Source organism: uncultured Arcobacter sp. (assembly GCF_937982575.1).
Classification (GTDB): domain Bacteria; phylum Campylobacterota; class Campylobacteria; order Campylobacterales; family Arcobacteraceae; genus Arcobacter.
Map to the genome: position 1 here is coordinate 240523 of NZ_CALJLR010000004.1, position 14836 is coordinate 255358.

General features: G+C 30.9%; 15 protein-coding genes. 10 read left to right on the forward strand and 5 right to left on the reverse strand.

The genetic code is table 11. The features are described 5' to 3' along the window. Positions 1–18 precede the first annotated feature (18 nt). From galU to Q0617_RS03310, 9 genes are all read left to right on the forward strand, one after another. Positions 19–870: a UTP--glucose-1-phosphate uridylyltransferase GalU gene (gene galU, locus Q0617_RS03270; RefSeq protein ID WP_298750441.1), complete on the forward strand. Its 852-nt coding sequence runs from the start codon at positions 19–21 to the stop codon at positions 868–870. A 1-nt stretch (position 871) separates the two neighbouring features. Then, positions 872–2332 (forward strand): glucose-6-phosphate dehydrogenase, encoded by a 1461-nt coding sequence (gene zwf, locus Q0617_RS03275; protein WP_298750443.1) that lies wholly within the window; start codon positions 872–874, stop codon positions 2330–2332. Beyond that, positions 2325–3017: a 6-phosphogluconolactonase gene (gene pgl / locus Q0617_RS03280; protein WP_298750445.1), complete on the forward strand. Its 693-nt coding sequence runs from the start codon at positions 2325–2327 to the stop codon at positions 3015–3017. The genes zwf and pgl overlap by 8 nt, the downstream gene beginning before the upstream one ends. Continuing rightward, positions 3014–4834: a phosphogluconate dehydratase gene (gene edd / locus Q0617_RS03285; protein WP_298750447.1), complete on the forward strand. Its 1821-nt coding sequence runs from the start codon at positions 3014–3016 to the stop codon at positions 4832–4834. The genes pgl and edd overlap by 4 nt, the downstream gene beginning before the upstream one ends. After that, on the forward strand, positions 4831–5454 hold the full coding sequence (gene eda / locus Q0617_RS03290) for a bifunctional 4-hydroxy-2-oxoglutarate aldolase/2-dehydro-3-deoxy-phosphogluconate aldolase (RefSeq protein ID WP_298750449.1): 624 nt from the start codon (positions 4831–4833) through the stop codon (positions 5452–5454). Before edd ends, eda begins: the two co-directional genes overlap by 4 nt. A 12-nt stretch (positions 5455–5466) precedes the next feature. Further along, positions 5467–7101, forward strand: a complete 1635-nt coding sequence (gene pgm / locus Q0617_RS03295; RefSeq protein ID WP_298750451.1) for a phosphoglucomutase (alpha-D-glucose-1,6-bisphosphate-dependent) — start codon at positions 5467–5469, stop codon at positions 7099–7101. A gap of 3 nt (positions 7102–7104) precedes the next feature. Beyond that, positions 7105–8313 carry a glucose-6-phosphate isomerase gene (locus tag Q0617_RS03300; RefSeq protein ID WP_298750454.1) on the forward strand — a complete coding sequence of 403 codons (1209 nt, stop codon included), beginning with the start codon at positions 7105–7107 and terminating at the stop codon, positions 8311–8313. 79 nt (positions 8314–8392) lie between these two features. Beyond that, entirely contained in the window at positions 8393–9343 is a 951-nt protein-coding gene (locus Q0617_RS03305; protein WP_298750457.1) for a DUF523 and DUF1722 domain-containing protein, read from the forward strand. Between the two features lie 7 nt (positions 9344–9350). Beyond that, a complete protein-coding gene (locus tag Q0617_RS03310) occupies positions 9351–9809 on the forward strand; it encodes a DUF420 domain-containing protein (RefSeq protein WP_298750459.1) in 459 nt (152 codons plus the stop codon). 39 nt (positions 9810–9848) lie between these two features. Here Q0617_RS03310 and purT read toward each other — a convergent pair whose 3' ends face one another. From purT to Q0617_RS03335, 5 genes are all read right to left on the reverse strand, one after another. Continuing rightward, a complete protein-coding gene (purT, locus tag Q0617_RS03315) occupies positions 9849–11018 on the reverse strand; it encodes a formate-dependent phosphoribosylglycinamide formyltransferase (RefSeq protein WP_298750461.1) in 1170 nt (389 codons plus the stop codon). Continuing rightward, the gene (locus tag Q0617_RS03320; RefSeq protein WP_298750462.1) at positions 11008–11754 is read right to left on the reverse strand and encodes a glucosaminidase domain-containing protein; all 747 of its coding nucleotides are present in this window, start codon (positions 11752–11754) and stop codon (positions 11008–11010) included. The genes purT and Q0617_RS03320 overlap by 11 nt, the downstream gene beginning before the upstream one ends. A gap of 1 nt (position 11755) precedes the next feature. Then, a complete protein-coding gene (gene dapF, locus Q0617_RS03325) occupies positions 11756–12493 on the reverse strand; it encodes a diaminopimelate epimerase (RefSeq protein WP_298750464.1) in 738 nt (245 codons plus the stop codon). Further along, positions 12490–13080: a dephospho-CoA kinase gene (coaE, locus tag Q0617_RS03330; RefSeq protein ID WP_298750466.1), complete on the reverse strand. Its 591-nt coding sequence runs from the start codon at positions 13078–13080 to the stop codon at positions 12490–12492. Before coaE ends, dapF begins: the two co-directional genes overlap by 4 nt. A gap of 61 nt (positions 13081–13141) precedes the next feature. Continuing rightward, complete coding sequence (locus Q0617_RS03335) at positions 13142–13696, reverse strand: spermidine synthase (RefSeq protein ID WP_298750469.1); 555 nt, start codon at positions 13694–13696, stop codon at positions 13142–13144. A 104-nt stretch (positions 13697–13800) separates the two neighbouring features. Between Q0617_RS03335 and purM the strand changes: the two genes are divergently transcribed. Beyond that, a complete protein-coding gene (gene purM, locus Q0617_RS03340) occupies positions 13801–14796 on the forward strand; it encodes a phosphoribosylformylglycinamidine cyclo-ligase (RefSeq protein WP_298750471.1) in 996 nt (331 codons plus the stop codon). Positions 14797–14836 lie beyond the last annotated feature (40 nt).

A 14836-nucleotide genomic window follows, 5' to 3' on the forward strand; every position in this document is an offset into this window, starting at 1 on the left:
AATGAAAAAGGATAAAAAATGAATAATAAAGAAAAATCAATAACAAGCTGTCTATTTCCAGCCGCAGGGTATGGGACAAGATTTCTTCCAGCAACAAAAGCTATGCCAAAAGAGATGTTACCAGTTCTTACAAAACCTCTTATTCAATATGGTGTTGAAGAGGCTATGGAAGCTGGCTGTGATATTATGTCGGTAATTACAGGACGAGGGAAAAGAGCAATAACAGACCACTTTGATATCTCTTATGAGTTAGAACACCAAATTCAAGGTTCATCAAAAGAGAAGATGTTAGCAGATATTAGAAATATCATTGATAAGTGTACATTTACTTATACAAGACAAAATGAGATGAAAGGTTTAGGTGATGCTATCTATAAAGGTAAAGTTTTAGTAGGGGATATTAATCCTTTTGCTGTAATACTTGCAGATGACCTTTGTGTAAATCCAAAGGGTGATGGAATATTAGCTCAAATGGTAAAGCTTTATAATAAATATAAATGTTGTATCGTAGCTTGTATGGAAGTTCCTAAAGAGGATGTACATAAATATGGGGTAATAGAAGGAAACCAGATAGAAGATGGTGTATTTATGGTATCAAATATGGTAGAAAAACCTGATAATGATAAAGCACCTTCAAATCTTGCAGTTATTGGAAGATATATTCTGACACCAGATATTTTTGAGATTATTCAAAATACAAAACCTGGGAAAAATGGAGAGTTACAAATTACAGATGCCCTATGTACACAAGCAAAAAAAGGCATGGTAATGGCTTATAAATTCCAAGGTAAAAGATTTGATTGTGGAAGTGTTGATGGTTTTGTTGAAGCCACAAACTATTTTTATAATTTAGAGAATAAAAAGAAATAAAATGAATACAAAAAATAATCTATGTGATTTTATACTTTTTGGAGGGCATGGTGATTTATCATTTAGAAAACTCATGCCTGCACTATATCATTTATGCAAAGATGAATATATATCAAGTGAAAGTAGAATAATAACAATCTCAAGAAAAGAGATAAGCATAGATGAGCATATAGACTTGATAAAAGAAAAGCTCATTGAGTTTTTGAGTGAAGAAAAACTTGATGAGAAGTTTTTTGAAGTCTTTAAAAAACAACTTTTAATGGTAACTATAGATTTTTCAAATGAAAGCTCATATGAAAAGCTACAAAATATCTTAAATGAACATACTGATAGAGATAGAATCAATTATCTATCAACTTCACCTGATTTTTTTGGAAGTATATGCAACTCCCTAAATAATTGGGATTTGATAAGTAAACAGACAAGAGTTGTATTAGAAAAGCCTTTAGGTAGAGACCTGAAGTCATCCCAAGAGATTAACAAAGAGGTTTTAAAATATTTTGAAGAAGACCAAGTATATAGAATAGATCACTATTTAGGTAAAGATACTGTTCAAAATATTATGGCTTTACGTTTTTCAAATAGGCTTTTTGTACCCCTTTGGAACTCTAATCATATAGACCATGTCCAAATTACAGTTGCAGAGAGTGTTGGTGTTGAGAATAGATGGGGCTATTACAATGAGTATGGAGCCCTAAGAGATATGATTCAAAATCATCTTATGCAACTACTTTGTCTAATAGCTATGGAGCCACCTTGTTCACTTGAAGCAAATAGTGTAAGGGATGAAAAAGTAAAAGTTTTACGCTCTTTTAGAAAAGTAAGTGATGAGGATATTAAAACTAAAACAGTAAGAGCTCAGTACAAAGCTGGCTCTTCAGATGGTTCAAGTGTTCCTGGATATTTAGATGGTAAAGATGAAGAAAGTAATACAGAAACATTTGCAGCAATAAGAGTTGATATTGATAACTGGCGATGGAATGGGGTTCCTTTTTATATAAGAAGTGGTAAACGTCTTCAAAAAAGAAATTCTGAGATAGTAATACAGTTTAAAACTATTCCCCACTCTATTTTTGGTGGAGATGAAACTTCAATAAATGCAAATAGACTTGTGATAACCTTACAACCAAAAGAGAGTATTGAGTTAAAACTTATGAATAAAATTCCAGGACTAAGTGATACTATGAAGCTTCAACAAGTAGACTTAGAACTAAACTCACCCCATAATAGCCACAGAAAACCAGATGCTTATGAAAGACTTATTTTAGATGTAATTCGTGCTAATCCAACACTGTTTATGAGACTTGATGAGGTAGAGACAGCTTGGAAATGGGCAGATAAAATTATTGATGGTTGGGAAAAAAATCTATCACCTATGAAAACCTACACAGCTGGAAGTGATGGTCCTAGTGCGGCTATTCAATTAATCGCAAAAGATGGAAGAAGTTGGAACGATGAATGATCTTAAAGAATTTTCTTCAAGTGAAGAACTAGCCCAAAACTTAGCTCAAAATATAGCTTTAATACTTGAAAATAGTATAAAAGCTTATGGGCAAGCCACCCTTTTAGTATCAGGAGGGAATACCCCAAAACTATTTTTTCAAAAGCTTTCAGAAATAAATATTGCATGGAAAAAGGTAACCATTGGACTAGTTGATGAGAGATGGCTTGAAAATGATTCTAAAAATAGTAATGCTTTTTTAGTTCAGGAAAATTTACTTATCAATTTTGCAAAAGAAGCTAGATTTGTAGGGCTTTATGTAAAGGGAGTCAGTGCAAGTTCAGCTCAAAAAATTTGCTCTAAGATTTATGAAAAAGAGTTTGAAAGAACTGATGTATTAGTTTTAGGAATGGGTACTGATGGTCATACGGCATCACTGTTTCCCAATAATGAAAGACTAAAAGAGGCTTATGATTTAACAAATGACAATTTTTGTATCTCTATTGAGCCAAAAACAGCTCCATATGAAAGAATGAGTCTAACTCTTAGAAAAGTTCTTGAAGCCAAAAATATAATTTTACATATTGAAGGAAAAGAGAAATTAGAAGTTTATCGTAGTGCTATAGAAGCAAAAGATATTTACAAATATCCTGTAAGCTCAGTTTTAAATCTAAAGGGCAAAGAAATCGAGGTTTATTACTCATGAACAAAATAATCAAAGATGTAACAAATAGAATAATAAAAAGGTCGCAAAATAGTAGAAAAATCTATTTAGCAAGAATAAACGAAGCTAAAAAAAATAGTGTCAATAGGGCTGTTTTAGATTGTGCTAATTTAGCCCATGCAATTGCTCCTATGAATGATGAAGAAAAAACACATTTAAGTGATATGAAGTCTTTTAATATGGGAATTGTAACTGCATATAATGATATGTTATCAGCCCATGAACCGTACCATGCATATCCTGACATATTAAAAAAAGAGCTTATAAAATATGGCTCTACTGCACAAGTTGCAGGGGGTGTTCCTGCTATGTGTGATGGGGTTACTCAAGGACAACCAGGTATGGAATTGTCCCTATTTTCTAGGGATAATATTGCAATGGGAACAGCAATTGCCTTAAGTCATAATACTTATGATGGAGCATTTTATTTAGGGATTTGTGACAAAATTGTGCCAGGTTTATTAATAGGAGCTTTGAGTTATGGTCATCTGCCTGCTATTTTTGTGCCTTCTGGTCCTATGCCTTCTGGTATTTCTAATAAAGAAAAAGCAAAAACACGACAAGAGTTTGCCCAAGGTAAAGTTAATGAAAAGGTACTTTTTGAAGTTGAAAAAGCTTCATACCATAGCTGTGGTACTTGTACCTTTTTTGGAACAGCAAATTCAAATCAAATGCTTTTAGAGATGATGGGACTACAACTTCCTAATGGCTCTTTTGTAAATGCTAATACACCTCTAAGATATGCTTTGACAAGAAAATCAGCTCAAAGACTTATTGATTTATGTGATAAAAAGATATCAATATCTGATATTGTAAATGAAAAATCTTTTGTAAATGCAATAGTTGGATTAATGGCAACGGGTGGTTCTACAAATCATACAATACATTTAATTGCTATGGCAAAAGCTGCAGGTATTGTTCTTACTTGGGAAGACTTTGATGATATTTCAAAGGTAACACCATTGCTTTGTAAAATGTATCCAAATGGAAGTGCAGATGTAAATCATTTTAGAGATGCAGGTGGGATGAGTGTTGTAATCGCACAACTTTTAAAAGCTGGCTTAGTGCATAATGATGTTCAAACAGTTGTTGGAACAGGATTGGATGATTTTATAAAAGAGCCAGTTTTACAAAATGAAGAGGTGCTGTTTAGTGATGGAGCAATTATTTCTAAAAATGATGAAGTAATATCTGACACTAAAAACCCATTTTCATCTGAGGGTGGATTGAAACTTTTACTTGGAGATATTGGTAAAAGTGTTATAAAAACTTCAGCACTTAAAGATGAACATCTATATATAAAAGCACCTGCACTTGTATTTAATTCCCAAGAAGAGTTACAAGAAGACTTTATACAAGGAAAACTTGAAAAAGATTTTATTGCAGTTGTTAGATATCAAGGACCCAAATCAAATGGTATGCCAGAACTTCACAAACTTATGCCTCCTCTTGGAGCTTTGCAGGATAAAGGTTTTAAAGTTGCAATTATAACTGATGGTCGTATGTCTGGGGCTTCTGGAAAAGTTGCTTCTGCAATACATCTTTATCCAGAAGCCGTTGAAGGCGGACTTATTTCAAAAATAGAAAATGGTGACATAATAGAGATGGATATTAGAAATGGAACTATAAAACTTTTAGTTGATAAGGAAGTTTTAGAAAAAAGAGAAGTTAAACAAATAGATTTAGAAAAAAATAGACATGGCTTTGGAAGAGAACTATTTTCAGCAATTAGAGAAAATATAAGTTCAAGTGAAACTGGAGCTACAATTTTTAAACTTGTAGGAGAGGAAAATTCATGAATGCAAATGATGTAATGAAAATATCACCAATTGTACCTGTTATTGCACTTGATGATGTAAAAGATGCTTTACCTTTAGCAAAAGCTTTAAGTGAAGGTGGAATAAATATCATGGAGATAACATTAAGAACACCTGCTGGACTTAAAGCTATAGAGGTTATCTCAAAAGAGATGCCTTCTATGCATGTAGGAGCTGGAACAGTTTGTAATAATGTAGATTTATTAGAAGCAAAAGCAGTTGGAGCTAAATTTGTATTTTCACCTGGAATTAGCCAAGAGTTAATAGATAGTTCAAAAAAACACAATATGACTTTGATTCCAGGAGTTGCTACTTCTTCAGAAGTTATGCTTGCTCAAAATAATGGTATTTATAATTGTAAACTTTTCCCTGCAACACTAAGTGGTGGTGTTGATATTTTAAAAGCATTTCAAGGACCATATTCAAAAATGAATTTTTGTCCTACTGGTGGAGTTAATTTAGAAAACCTCAATGATTTCATATCTTTAAAAAATGTTTTATGCGTAGGTGGAACATGGATTGTTCCAAAAGATGTTATAAAAAATGGTGATTTTAATAAAATTACCCAGTTATGTATTGAAGCACTAAAAACTATAAAATAAAAGGAGAATATTTTGTCAAATGATTTAGCAGGAAAAAAAGCACCCAAAGAGATTTTAGAAGATATTCCAAAACTAATTTCCTCTTATTATGATAATAAGCCAGATATAAATAAAGTAACACAAAAAGTTAGTTTTGGGACATCAGGACATAGAGGAAGTTCATTAAAAATAAGTTTTAATGAAGACCATATTTTAGCTATTTCACAAGCCTTATGTGAATATAGAAAAAGTGCAGGTATAAGTGGAACACTATACATAGGAATAGATACTCATGCTCTCTCAACTCCTGCTCAAACAACAGCTTTGCAAGTATTTGTAGCAAATGAAGTAAAGTGTAAAATTGCCCAAGATAAAAACTTCACTCCCACCCCAGTAATCTCATATACTATTTTACAAGCAAATAAAAATAGTAAAGTTTTAAATGATGGAGTTGTTATAACTCCTTCTCACAATCCTCCAAGTGATGGTGGTTTTAAATATAATCCACCAAATGGAGGGCCAGCTGATAGTGATGTTACAACTATTATAGAAAATAGAGCAAATGAGATTTTGGCAAATAATTTAAAAGATGTAAAAAAAGTCTCAATAGAAGAGTTAGAAAATTCTAATTTTATAGAAGAGTTTGATTTTATTACCCCTTATGTAAAAGATTTAATAAGCATTATTGATATGGATTGTATAAAAAAAGCAAATCTTAAAATCGGTGTTGACCCAATGGGTGGTTCAGGAATAGAAGTTTATAAAAAGATAAAAGAGATATATGGCTTAAATCTTGAAATTGTAAATGATAAAGTTGATCCAACATTTTCATTTATGACTTGTGACCATGATGGGAAGATAAGAATGGACTGTTCTTCAAAAGATGCGATGGCTTCATTGATTGGCTTAAAAGACAAGTTTGATTTAGCATTTGCAAATGACCCTGACTTTGATAGACATGGAATAGTAACTCCTAGTGTTGGGCTTATGAATCCAAATCATTATCTCTCAGTTGCTATTTGGTATTTGTATTCAAATAGACCTTGGAGTGATGACCTAGGCATTGGAAAAACACTTGTTTCAAGTTCTATGATAGATAGAGTTGCAAAGATGTTAAATAAAAAGCTTTATGAAGTGCCTGTTGGCTTTAAGTGGTTTGTTGATGGATTATATAAAGGAACATTAGGTTTTGGTGGAGAAGAGAGTGCTGGAGCTTCATTTTTAAGATTTGATGGAACTGTTTGGTCAACGGATAAAGATGGAATTATTTTAAACCTATTAGCTGCTGAAATTACTTCAAAACTAAAAAAAGACCCAGGAATTATTTATAAAGAGTTAGAAGAAAAAAATGGAACTTCATTCTATAAAAGAGTTGATGCACCGGCAACTTTAGAGCAAAAGGCTAAATTAAAAAACCTAAGTGTTGAAGATATTGTTTCAAAAGAGCTGGCAGGTGAAAATATTGAAAATATTTTTACTAAAGCCCATGGAAATAAAGCATCCATTGGAGGGCTTAAAGTGGTCACCAAAAATGGCTGGTTTGCAGCACGTCCTTCAGGTACTGAAGATATATATAAAATCTATGCAGAGAGTTTTATTAGTAGTGAGCATTTAGAGCTTATTTTAGCCCAAGCTCAAGATATAGTAACACAAAGTATAAAAGGATAAAAGATGAATTATAGCGCAAATTTTAATCCAAGGGTTTCAGATGCTGAGATTTTTGAAAGTATAAAAAAAGAGAAACAAGATATTGGGTATTATAATTTACCTTTTCAAGATACAACTGAAATTAAAGAGTATGCCCAAACTGTTAAACAAAAAGATATAGCAATAATTGGGATTGGTGGGAGTACTTTAGGAACATATGCAATTTATAGTTTTCTAACAAGAACACATAATTTTGATAAAAAATTACATTTTTTTGAGTCCACTGACCCCATTGATATAAATACTAGATTGGATAGGCTAGATTTAAAAGACACGTTATTTATAGTTATTAGTAAATCAGGAACTACAATTGAGACAATAAGTGTTTTTAAATATTTGTATTCAAAAGTTAAAATTGATAAAGAAAACTGTTTGGTAATAACAGAAAATGATAGTAAGCTGAATGATTTCGCTGTGGCAAATGAGATAAAAACTTTTGAAGTACCTAAAAATGTAGGTGGAAGGTTTTCTGTTTTTTCTACAGTAGGACTTGTACCACTTGCTATTGTTGGAATTGATATTGATAGATTATTGGATGGGTGTAAAGAGGCTTATAGTGAGTACTTTGAACAAGAACTTTTATATAAAAGAATTATGACAAAAGCTAGATTTATGGCTGAATACAAACATAAGTTTAATAACAATGTTGTTTTTTCATATGCTTCAGAACTTGAAGGCTTTAATAAGTGGTATGTTCAACTTTGGGGTGAAAGTTTAGGGAAAATTGATAATGATAATACTCACCAAGGTCTAACACCAATTGGACTATTAGGACCTGTTGACCAACACAGTTTTTTACAACTTATTATTCAAGGAAAAAGAGATAAAACAGTTACTTTTATAAAAATAAAAGATTTTGCTGATAATTCAAAAATTCCTGATGTTAAATTAAAAGGTTTAGAAGAACTTGATTATATCAATAATTTAAAATTTTCTGAACTAATAAATCATCAAGCAGATGCAACAATAGAAGCAGTGCATAACTTACAGGATATTCCTTGTGATACTATTACTATGGAAAAAGTTGATGGATTTAACCTAGCTAGACTGATGTATATATATGAACTTTTAACTTCAATTGTTGGTAAGTTTTTATATATAAATACTTATGACCAACCAGGTGTTGAAAGTGGTAAGATAATATTAAAAGAGAAGTTAAAAGGTAAAAAATAGTCTATAGAAAGTATTTTTAGATATATGAATGATATTTGAATTAATGTATAATCTTATATAAAAGATGTAAGGAAAAATTATGAAATTAGGAATATCATCATGTTTGATTGGAAATCTTTGTCGTTATGATGGCGCGCACTCAAAGGATGCCTTTGTATACAATATCCTTCAAAAATATTTTGAGATAGTTCCATACTGTCCTGAAGATATGATATTTGGTTCACCAAGGGAAACTATTAGGTTAGTTAGAGAGGGTGAGGATATTAAAGTTACCACAAGTGATGGCTCAAAAGATGTGACAAAAGAGCTGGATGATATCTCTGTTGTTTGTGCACAAAAAATAGCGAAAGACGATATTTGTGGTTTTATTCTAAAATCAAAGTCCCCAACTTGTGGTATGGAGAGAGTTAAGGTATATCAAGCCAAAAATGCTCCAAGTGTAAAAGAGGGTGTGGGTTTTTTTGCAAAACGAATAAAAGAGCATTACCCTTATTTACCTGTTGAAGAAGAGGGTAGATTAAATGATGCTTGGCTAAAAGAAAACTTTTTAATGCAAATATTTGCCTATAAAGATTTACATGAGTTGCTAAAAAAAGATATAAAATTAAATGACTTAGTTGAGTTTCATACTTCATATAAATATCTAATTTATGCAAAATCACAAGAGTTTTATAAAGAGTTAGGGAATATTGTTGCAAATCATGATAAAAAGCCTTTATCAGAGATTTTAGATGAATATAAACTGAGTTTTTTACAAGCTATTAGTCAAAAAAGCACTATCAATAAAACTTACAATGTCTTGCTTCATATCTTTGGTTATTTTAAAAAGCATATATCAAAAGAAGAAAAAGAGTTATTACTTATAACCATGGATGAATATAAAGATGGTATAGTTCCTTTGATAACAATAGTTAAGATGTTTAAAATCTATATTAGTAAACATGATATAGAATATCTAAAAAAACAAAAGTTTTTAAATCCATACCCTGCAGAGTTAGCGCTAAGGTCTGATTTAAAAGCAAATAAATAGGTTTAATATGGAAGTTTTTAATAATATCCCCCTTCATATGAATGTAATGGTAATATTTTTTTCGATATTACCCTTTGTAGTTTTATTAAGTATTAATTACGCAAGAAATAAAAAGTACAAACTACATCTTATCTCTCAAGGTTTTGTCCTTATATTAACACTCTTAGTGTTAGCATATTTTGAAGTTATGATTAGAATAGATGGTGGTTTTTTTGAGTTTGCAAAGCAAAGTAATATGTCCCACGATTTCTTAGTTAAATATCTTTTCTTCCATATTGCATTATCTATTATTGCAGCTATTTTGTGGATAAGACTCTTTTTTAATTCGATGAGCGTATATAGAGCAGGCAAGATAGACAGCTTAAAAAACTCAAAACATAAACGAGATGGAAAGATAACATTTTTATTTTTATTGCTTAGTTGCGTGACGGGAGTATTTCTTTATCTATTTTTATTTATTTTTTAAAAAAGGTAATAAAAACCCTCTACCTAAGTAGAGAGTTTCTTAACAATCAGAGAAGTTTTTTATTATCTCTTTTGCACTTTTTAGGGCTTTATCACTTGAATCTTTATCAAAAGTAAGTGCTACTGCCATTCTTCTTCCAATGTGAGATTGAGGTTTCCCAAAAACTCTTACAAATGATTTATCACTAAAGGCATTTTCATTTATGTCAATAATAGGATTAAAAGTATCTGCAACAGCTTTATATGCTGCACTTGCACCTGCTCCATATTGAATGTAATTTAATGGCAATCCAAGTACTGCTCGTACATGAAGCGCAAATTCACTTTGAGATTGAGTAATCATTGTTACCATTCCTGTATCATGTGGTCGGGGACTTACTTCTGAAAAATAAACTTCATCCCCTTTTACAAACAACTCAACTCCAAAAATACCTCTACCGCCAAGGCCATCTGTGATTTTTTTAGCTATCTCTTCTGATTTTTTGATTGCTATTTCACTCATATTCATTGGTTGCCATGAAAAAACATAATCACCATCTTTTTGTATATGACCTATTGGTTCACAAAAAATAGTTTGTTTTTCATTTCGTACAGTTAATAGTGTTATCTCATAATCAAATTTAATAAACTCTTCTACAATCAACTCACTAGCATCTCCTCTAGCTTCCTTTGCAATTTCCCACGATTTTTCCAAATCATCTGCACTTTTAGCAATACTTTGTCCATGTCCTGAACTACTCATTACAGGTTTTATAACACAAGGAAAATCAATATATGCTGCTGCATCTTTTAACTCATCAAAACTTTTTACAAATTTATATTTGCTTGTAGGTATATTTAACTCTTCTGCTGCAAACTCTCGTATATTTTTTCTATTCATAGTTTTATTTACAGCTTCAGCATTTGGTATTACATGAAATCCCTCTTTTTCAGCAGTAAATAAAGCATCTATATTGATAGCTTCAACTTCTGGCAAAATATAATCAGGCTTTTCTCTTCTAATTACATCTAAAATCTCATTTTTGTTTTTCATATTGATTGTATAAGATCTATTTGCAACTTGTTGTGCAGGAGCATTATTATAACTATCAACAGCAATTGTTTCAATACCTAATCTTTGAGCCTCAATTATTACCTCTTTACCTAATTCACCACTACCAAGTAGCATAATTTTGATTGAATCAGATTTCAATGGAGCACTAAATTTCATTTTTTTCCTTTGTTAAATTATTGTAAAATTTTTCATCATATTTTTGTAGCTTATTTTTTTTGATAACATTTTTTAATATACGTAAATATTTCTCTCTTATTTGTGAGTAGTTTATCATTGTTTGACTCAATGGTACACCTGTGATTTTTTTCTTTTGTTTTACTAGTTCTCGTCTTTTATTTCTAAAAGTGTAGTAGGCCTTTGTTCTATTAAGGTTTAACATATATGCAGAAATAGAGTCCTCAAATGAGTCAAATATTCTTATTAAGTGTTTTGCCTTTGCATCTCTTCTTAAGGGCATAATACCTTTTTTACCATAAGTCCAGTGTCCAAATAAGTTATTTCCAAGTTTTACAAATCTACTCATACCCCAACCACTCTCAACGGCAGCTTGAGCTAAAGCCATAGAGGGTGGTACTATATTTACTTTTTTTAAGAGTTTGTCAAAATCAAGAGGATCTTTAACACTATATTTTTTTGCTATTTGAGTTAGTTTTAAAAACTCTTGAGACTCTTCATCTAAGTCTTTATTATCTTTAAGAGATAAAATAAATTCTCTCTCTTTTAAGATATTTTTATTTGCATTTTCAATGTGGGGGTACAAATAATCAAAAAAATAGTTTTGTTTTTTTATTGTAGCTCTCATTTTATAATAATCTTCAGGAAAACCTGTAGTTTGGGCAAAACTATAAGAAAAAAGAAATGTAATAAATAAAGCAGATAATACCTTCTTCATTTTAAACCTCCGTTGTAAAAACTTTTTTTACAGCACCTTTGAAAAATAAGTTACCATCTTTAATACTTAGAGTTAACTCTTCTTTACTTTTAGGATATACAAAAGTTTTATTATTTACAAGATTAAGGTTATTTGCTCTTAAAAATGCAGCCGCCATTCCTGTTCCGCAAGCTAATGTTTCACCTTCAACACCTCTTTCATAGGTTCTTATAAATATTTTTTTATTTTCTATTTTTATAAAGTTTACATTTGCATTGTATGCATATCTCATTTTTGCACACAAATCATGGTCATATTTTTCTAAATCATCTACAATAGTTACCAAGTGAGGAACACCAGTATCTGCAAGCCACCAAGTAAAACCCTCTTCTTCAAACTCTTCTTTTAAAACTTTTGGTGTTGTTAATTGTGTTTCAACAATATTATCTTCCACAACAGACTCTATTTTTCCAGCACCTGTTAAAAATTGCATTTTATTTGAAGCTAAGCCATTGTTAAAAGCATAGTGAGCACACGCTCTTGTTGCATTGCCACACATGGCGGCATCACTTCCATCACTATTATAAAATAGCCATTTGAAATCAGCATCACTAGTAGGAATTAGTACCACAAATCCATCTGCTCCAATTCCTTCAGTTCTATTGCATAGTCTTATAGCATCTTGTGAAAAATCTTTTTGTAAAAATGAGTGTGATATTATAAAGTCATTCCCACTTGCACTATATTTTGTATAAGTCATATAATCTCTCCTATAACTCTCTCAACCTCTTTTTGGAGGTTTTTTAAATTTGTTGAATTATCAATTACTAAATCTGCTAACTCTTTTTTCTTTTCTATATCCATTTGATTTGAAATCTTTAATTTCGCCTCTTCTTCGCTTATTTTATCACGTTCCATCAGTCTTTTTATTTGTAACTCTTTAGGTGTATATATTACCAAAGATTTCTTAATGGGATAATTCATTTTTTCATAAAATAGAGGAATATCTATAAAGTAGGGTTTTCCTTGTCCTTCAAAGATTATTGACTCTTTTTCTATCTCTTCTTTTATTAAAGGATGAATAAAGTTCTCTAGTTTCTCTTTATTTTCTTGATTTGAAAAAATTATAGGCCCTAACTTTTTTCGAAGAACCTTTCCATTTTCAACATACTCTTGACCAAACATTGAAGCTATTTTATCACTATGTATATCTAAAAGTTTATGAGCTATCTTATCTGCATCAATTGTCAAAAAGCCATGTAGTTTAAAAAGACTACAAACGGTACTTTTACCTGTGGCTATACCACCTGTTAGTGCAATAGCATATTTAAATGTTTCGTTATTCATTATTAGATTTTACAATAAAGTTGATTAATTTTAAAGGCGGATGGATTTTGTATCGCAAAGCTTATCGCTTTGCAATACCTGTTAAATCTTTTTGAATGTGAGTAGGAAATACGAAAGATGCATGTTGAATCTCCGTAGAATAGTAGTTTAAGTCCACAAGTAAATCAGATCTTTGTAAAATAATATCAGCTGTTGGATGATACTTTTTAGATGCTAATACACAAGTTGTATGTCCAAAATTATATGGCATACAAATCCAAAAATTAGCCCCAGTGATTGTTAAATCGTTTTTTAACCTATTGGCATCTTTAGAATAACTATCTGTTTTATATGAAATTAGGCCGTCATCTTTTAAAACTCTTTGAATATTTGCTAAAACTATTTCATCAATATTTGTATCTGTTAAAATTACTACATCAACGTTTTTTTCATTTTTAGAGTTTAATAAAGAGATGTCTCCGTATTCTACATTTAATTTGTGTTTTGCTACTTCAGATTTTAGTTCTTCATCACAGTTTCCTATAACTAAGATATTTTCTGGTTCTTTGTGTGTACACAATGGAACATGAACAATCATTTCATTAAAGCTGAAATTTTTGTTTTCAATACTTGACATTATCAGTCCTTTTATTTTATTAATTTTTCGATATAATACCGAAAAAGTTTTAAATTAATAATAGATAATTATTTTAATTGTAAAAAGTAAAAAAAAGGTGAAGAATGAGCACAGTTAGTTACAAAGATGCTGGTGTAGATATAGATGCAGGAAATCAGTTTGTTGAAAATATTAAACCATATGTTAAATCAACAATGATTCCAGGTGTACTTGGAGGAATAGGTTCTTTTGCAGGTGCCTTTGAGTTACCAAGTGGTTACAAAAAACCAGTATTACTTTCAGGAACTGATGGTGTTGGAACAAAACTAAAATTAGCAATTGATTCTAAAAAATTTGACACAGTAGGAATTGACTTAGTTGCTATGTGCACAAATGATTTATTATGTAATTTTGGTGTGCCACTATTTTTCTTAGACTATTATGCAACAGCAAAACTAGAAGTAGATGAAGCAACAGATGTTGTAAAAGGAATAGCTGAAGGGTGTATTAGAAGTGAATGTGCACTTGTAGGTGGAGAAACTGCAGAGATGCCAGGAATGTACAAAGAGGGTGATTTCGATTTAGCTGGTTTTTGTGTTGGAATTGCTGAAAAAGATGAATTAAATAGAATTGAAAAAATCTCTGTTGGAGATACTTTGATTGCACTTCCATCTTCTGGAGTTCACTCAAATGGTTTCTCACTTGTGAGAAAACTATTATTAGAAAAACTTGAAATGTCTTTAGATGATGATTTCCAAGGAAAACCACTAAAAGATGTATTATTAGAGCCAACTAGAATTTATGTAAAAGAGTTCAAAGCAAACAAAGATAATATCAATGCCTTAGCTCATATTACTGGTGGTGGGATTACTGAAAACTTACCAAGAGTTTTACCAGATAATTTTAAAGCAGTAGTGCATAGAGATAAAATAAAAGTATTACCAATCTTTGAATTTATGTCTGAATATGTTGAAGTAGAAGAGATGTATAGAACCTTTAACATGGGTGTTGGTATGGTTTTAGTTGTAAATCCTGCAAATGTAGATGCCGTTTTAGCAAATACAGATGGTTATGTAATAGGTGAGATTGCTGAGGGTGAAAAAGGTGTAGAGTTTATCTAGACTTTTAATAGTTTATTTAAAAGGTAAGTTCTTATGAGCT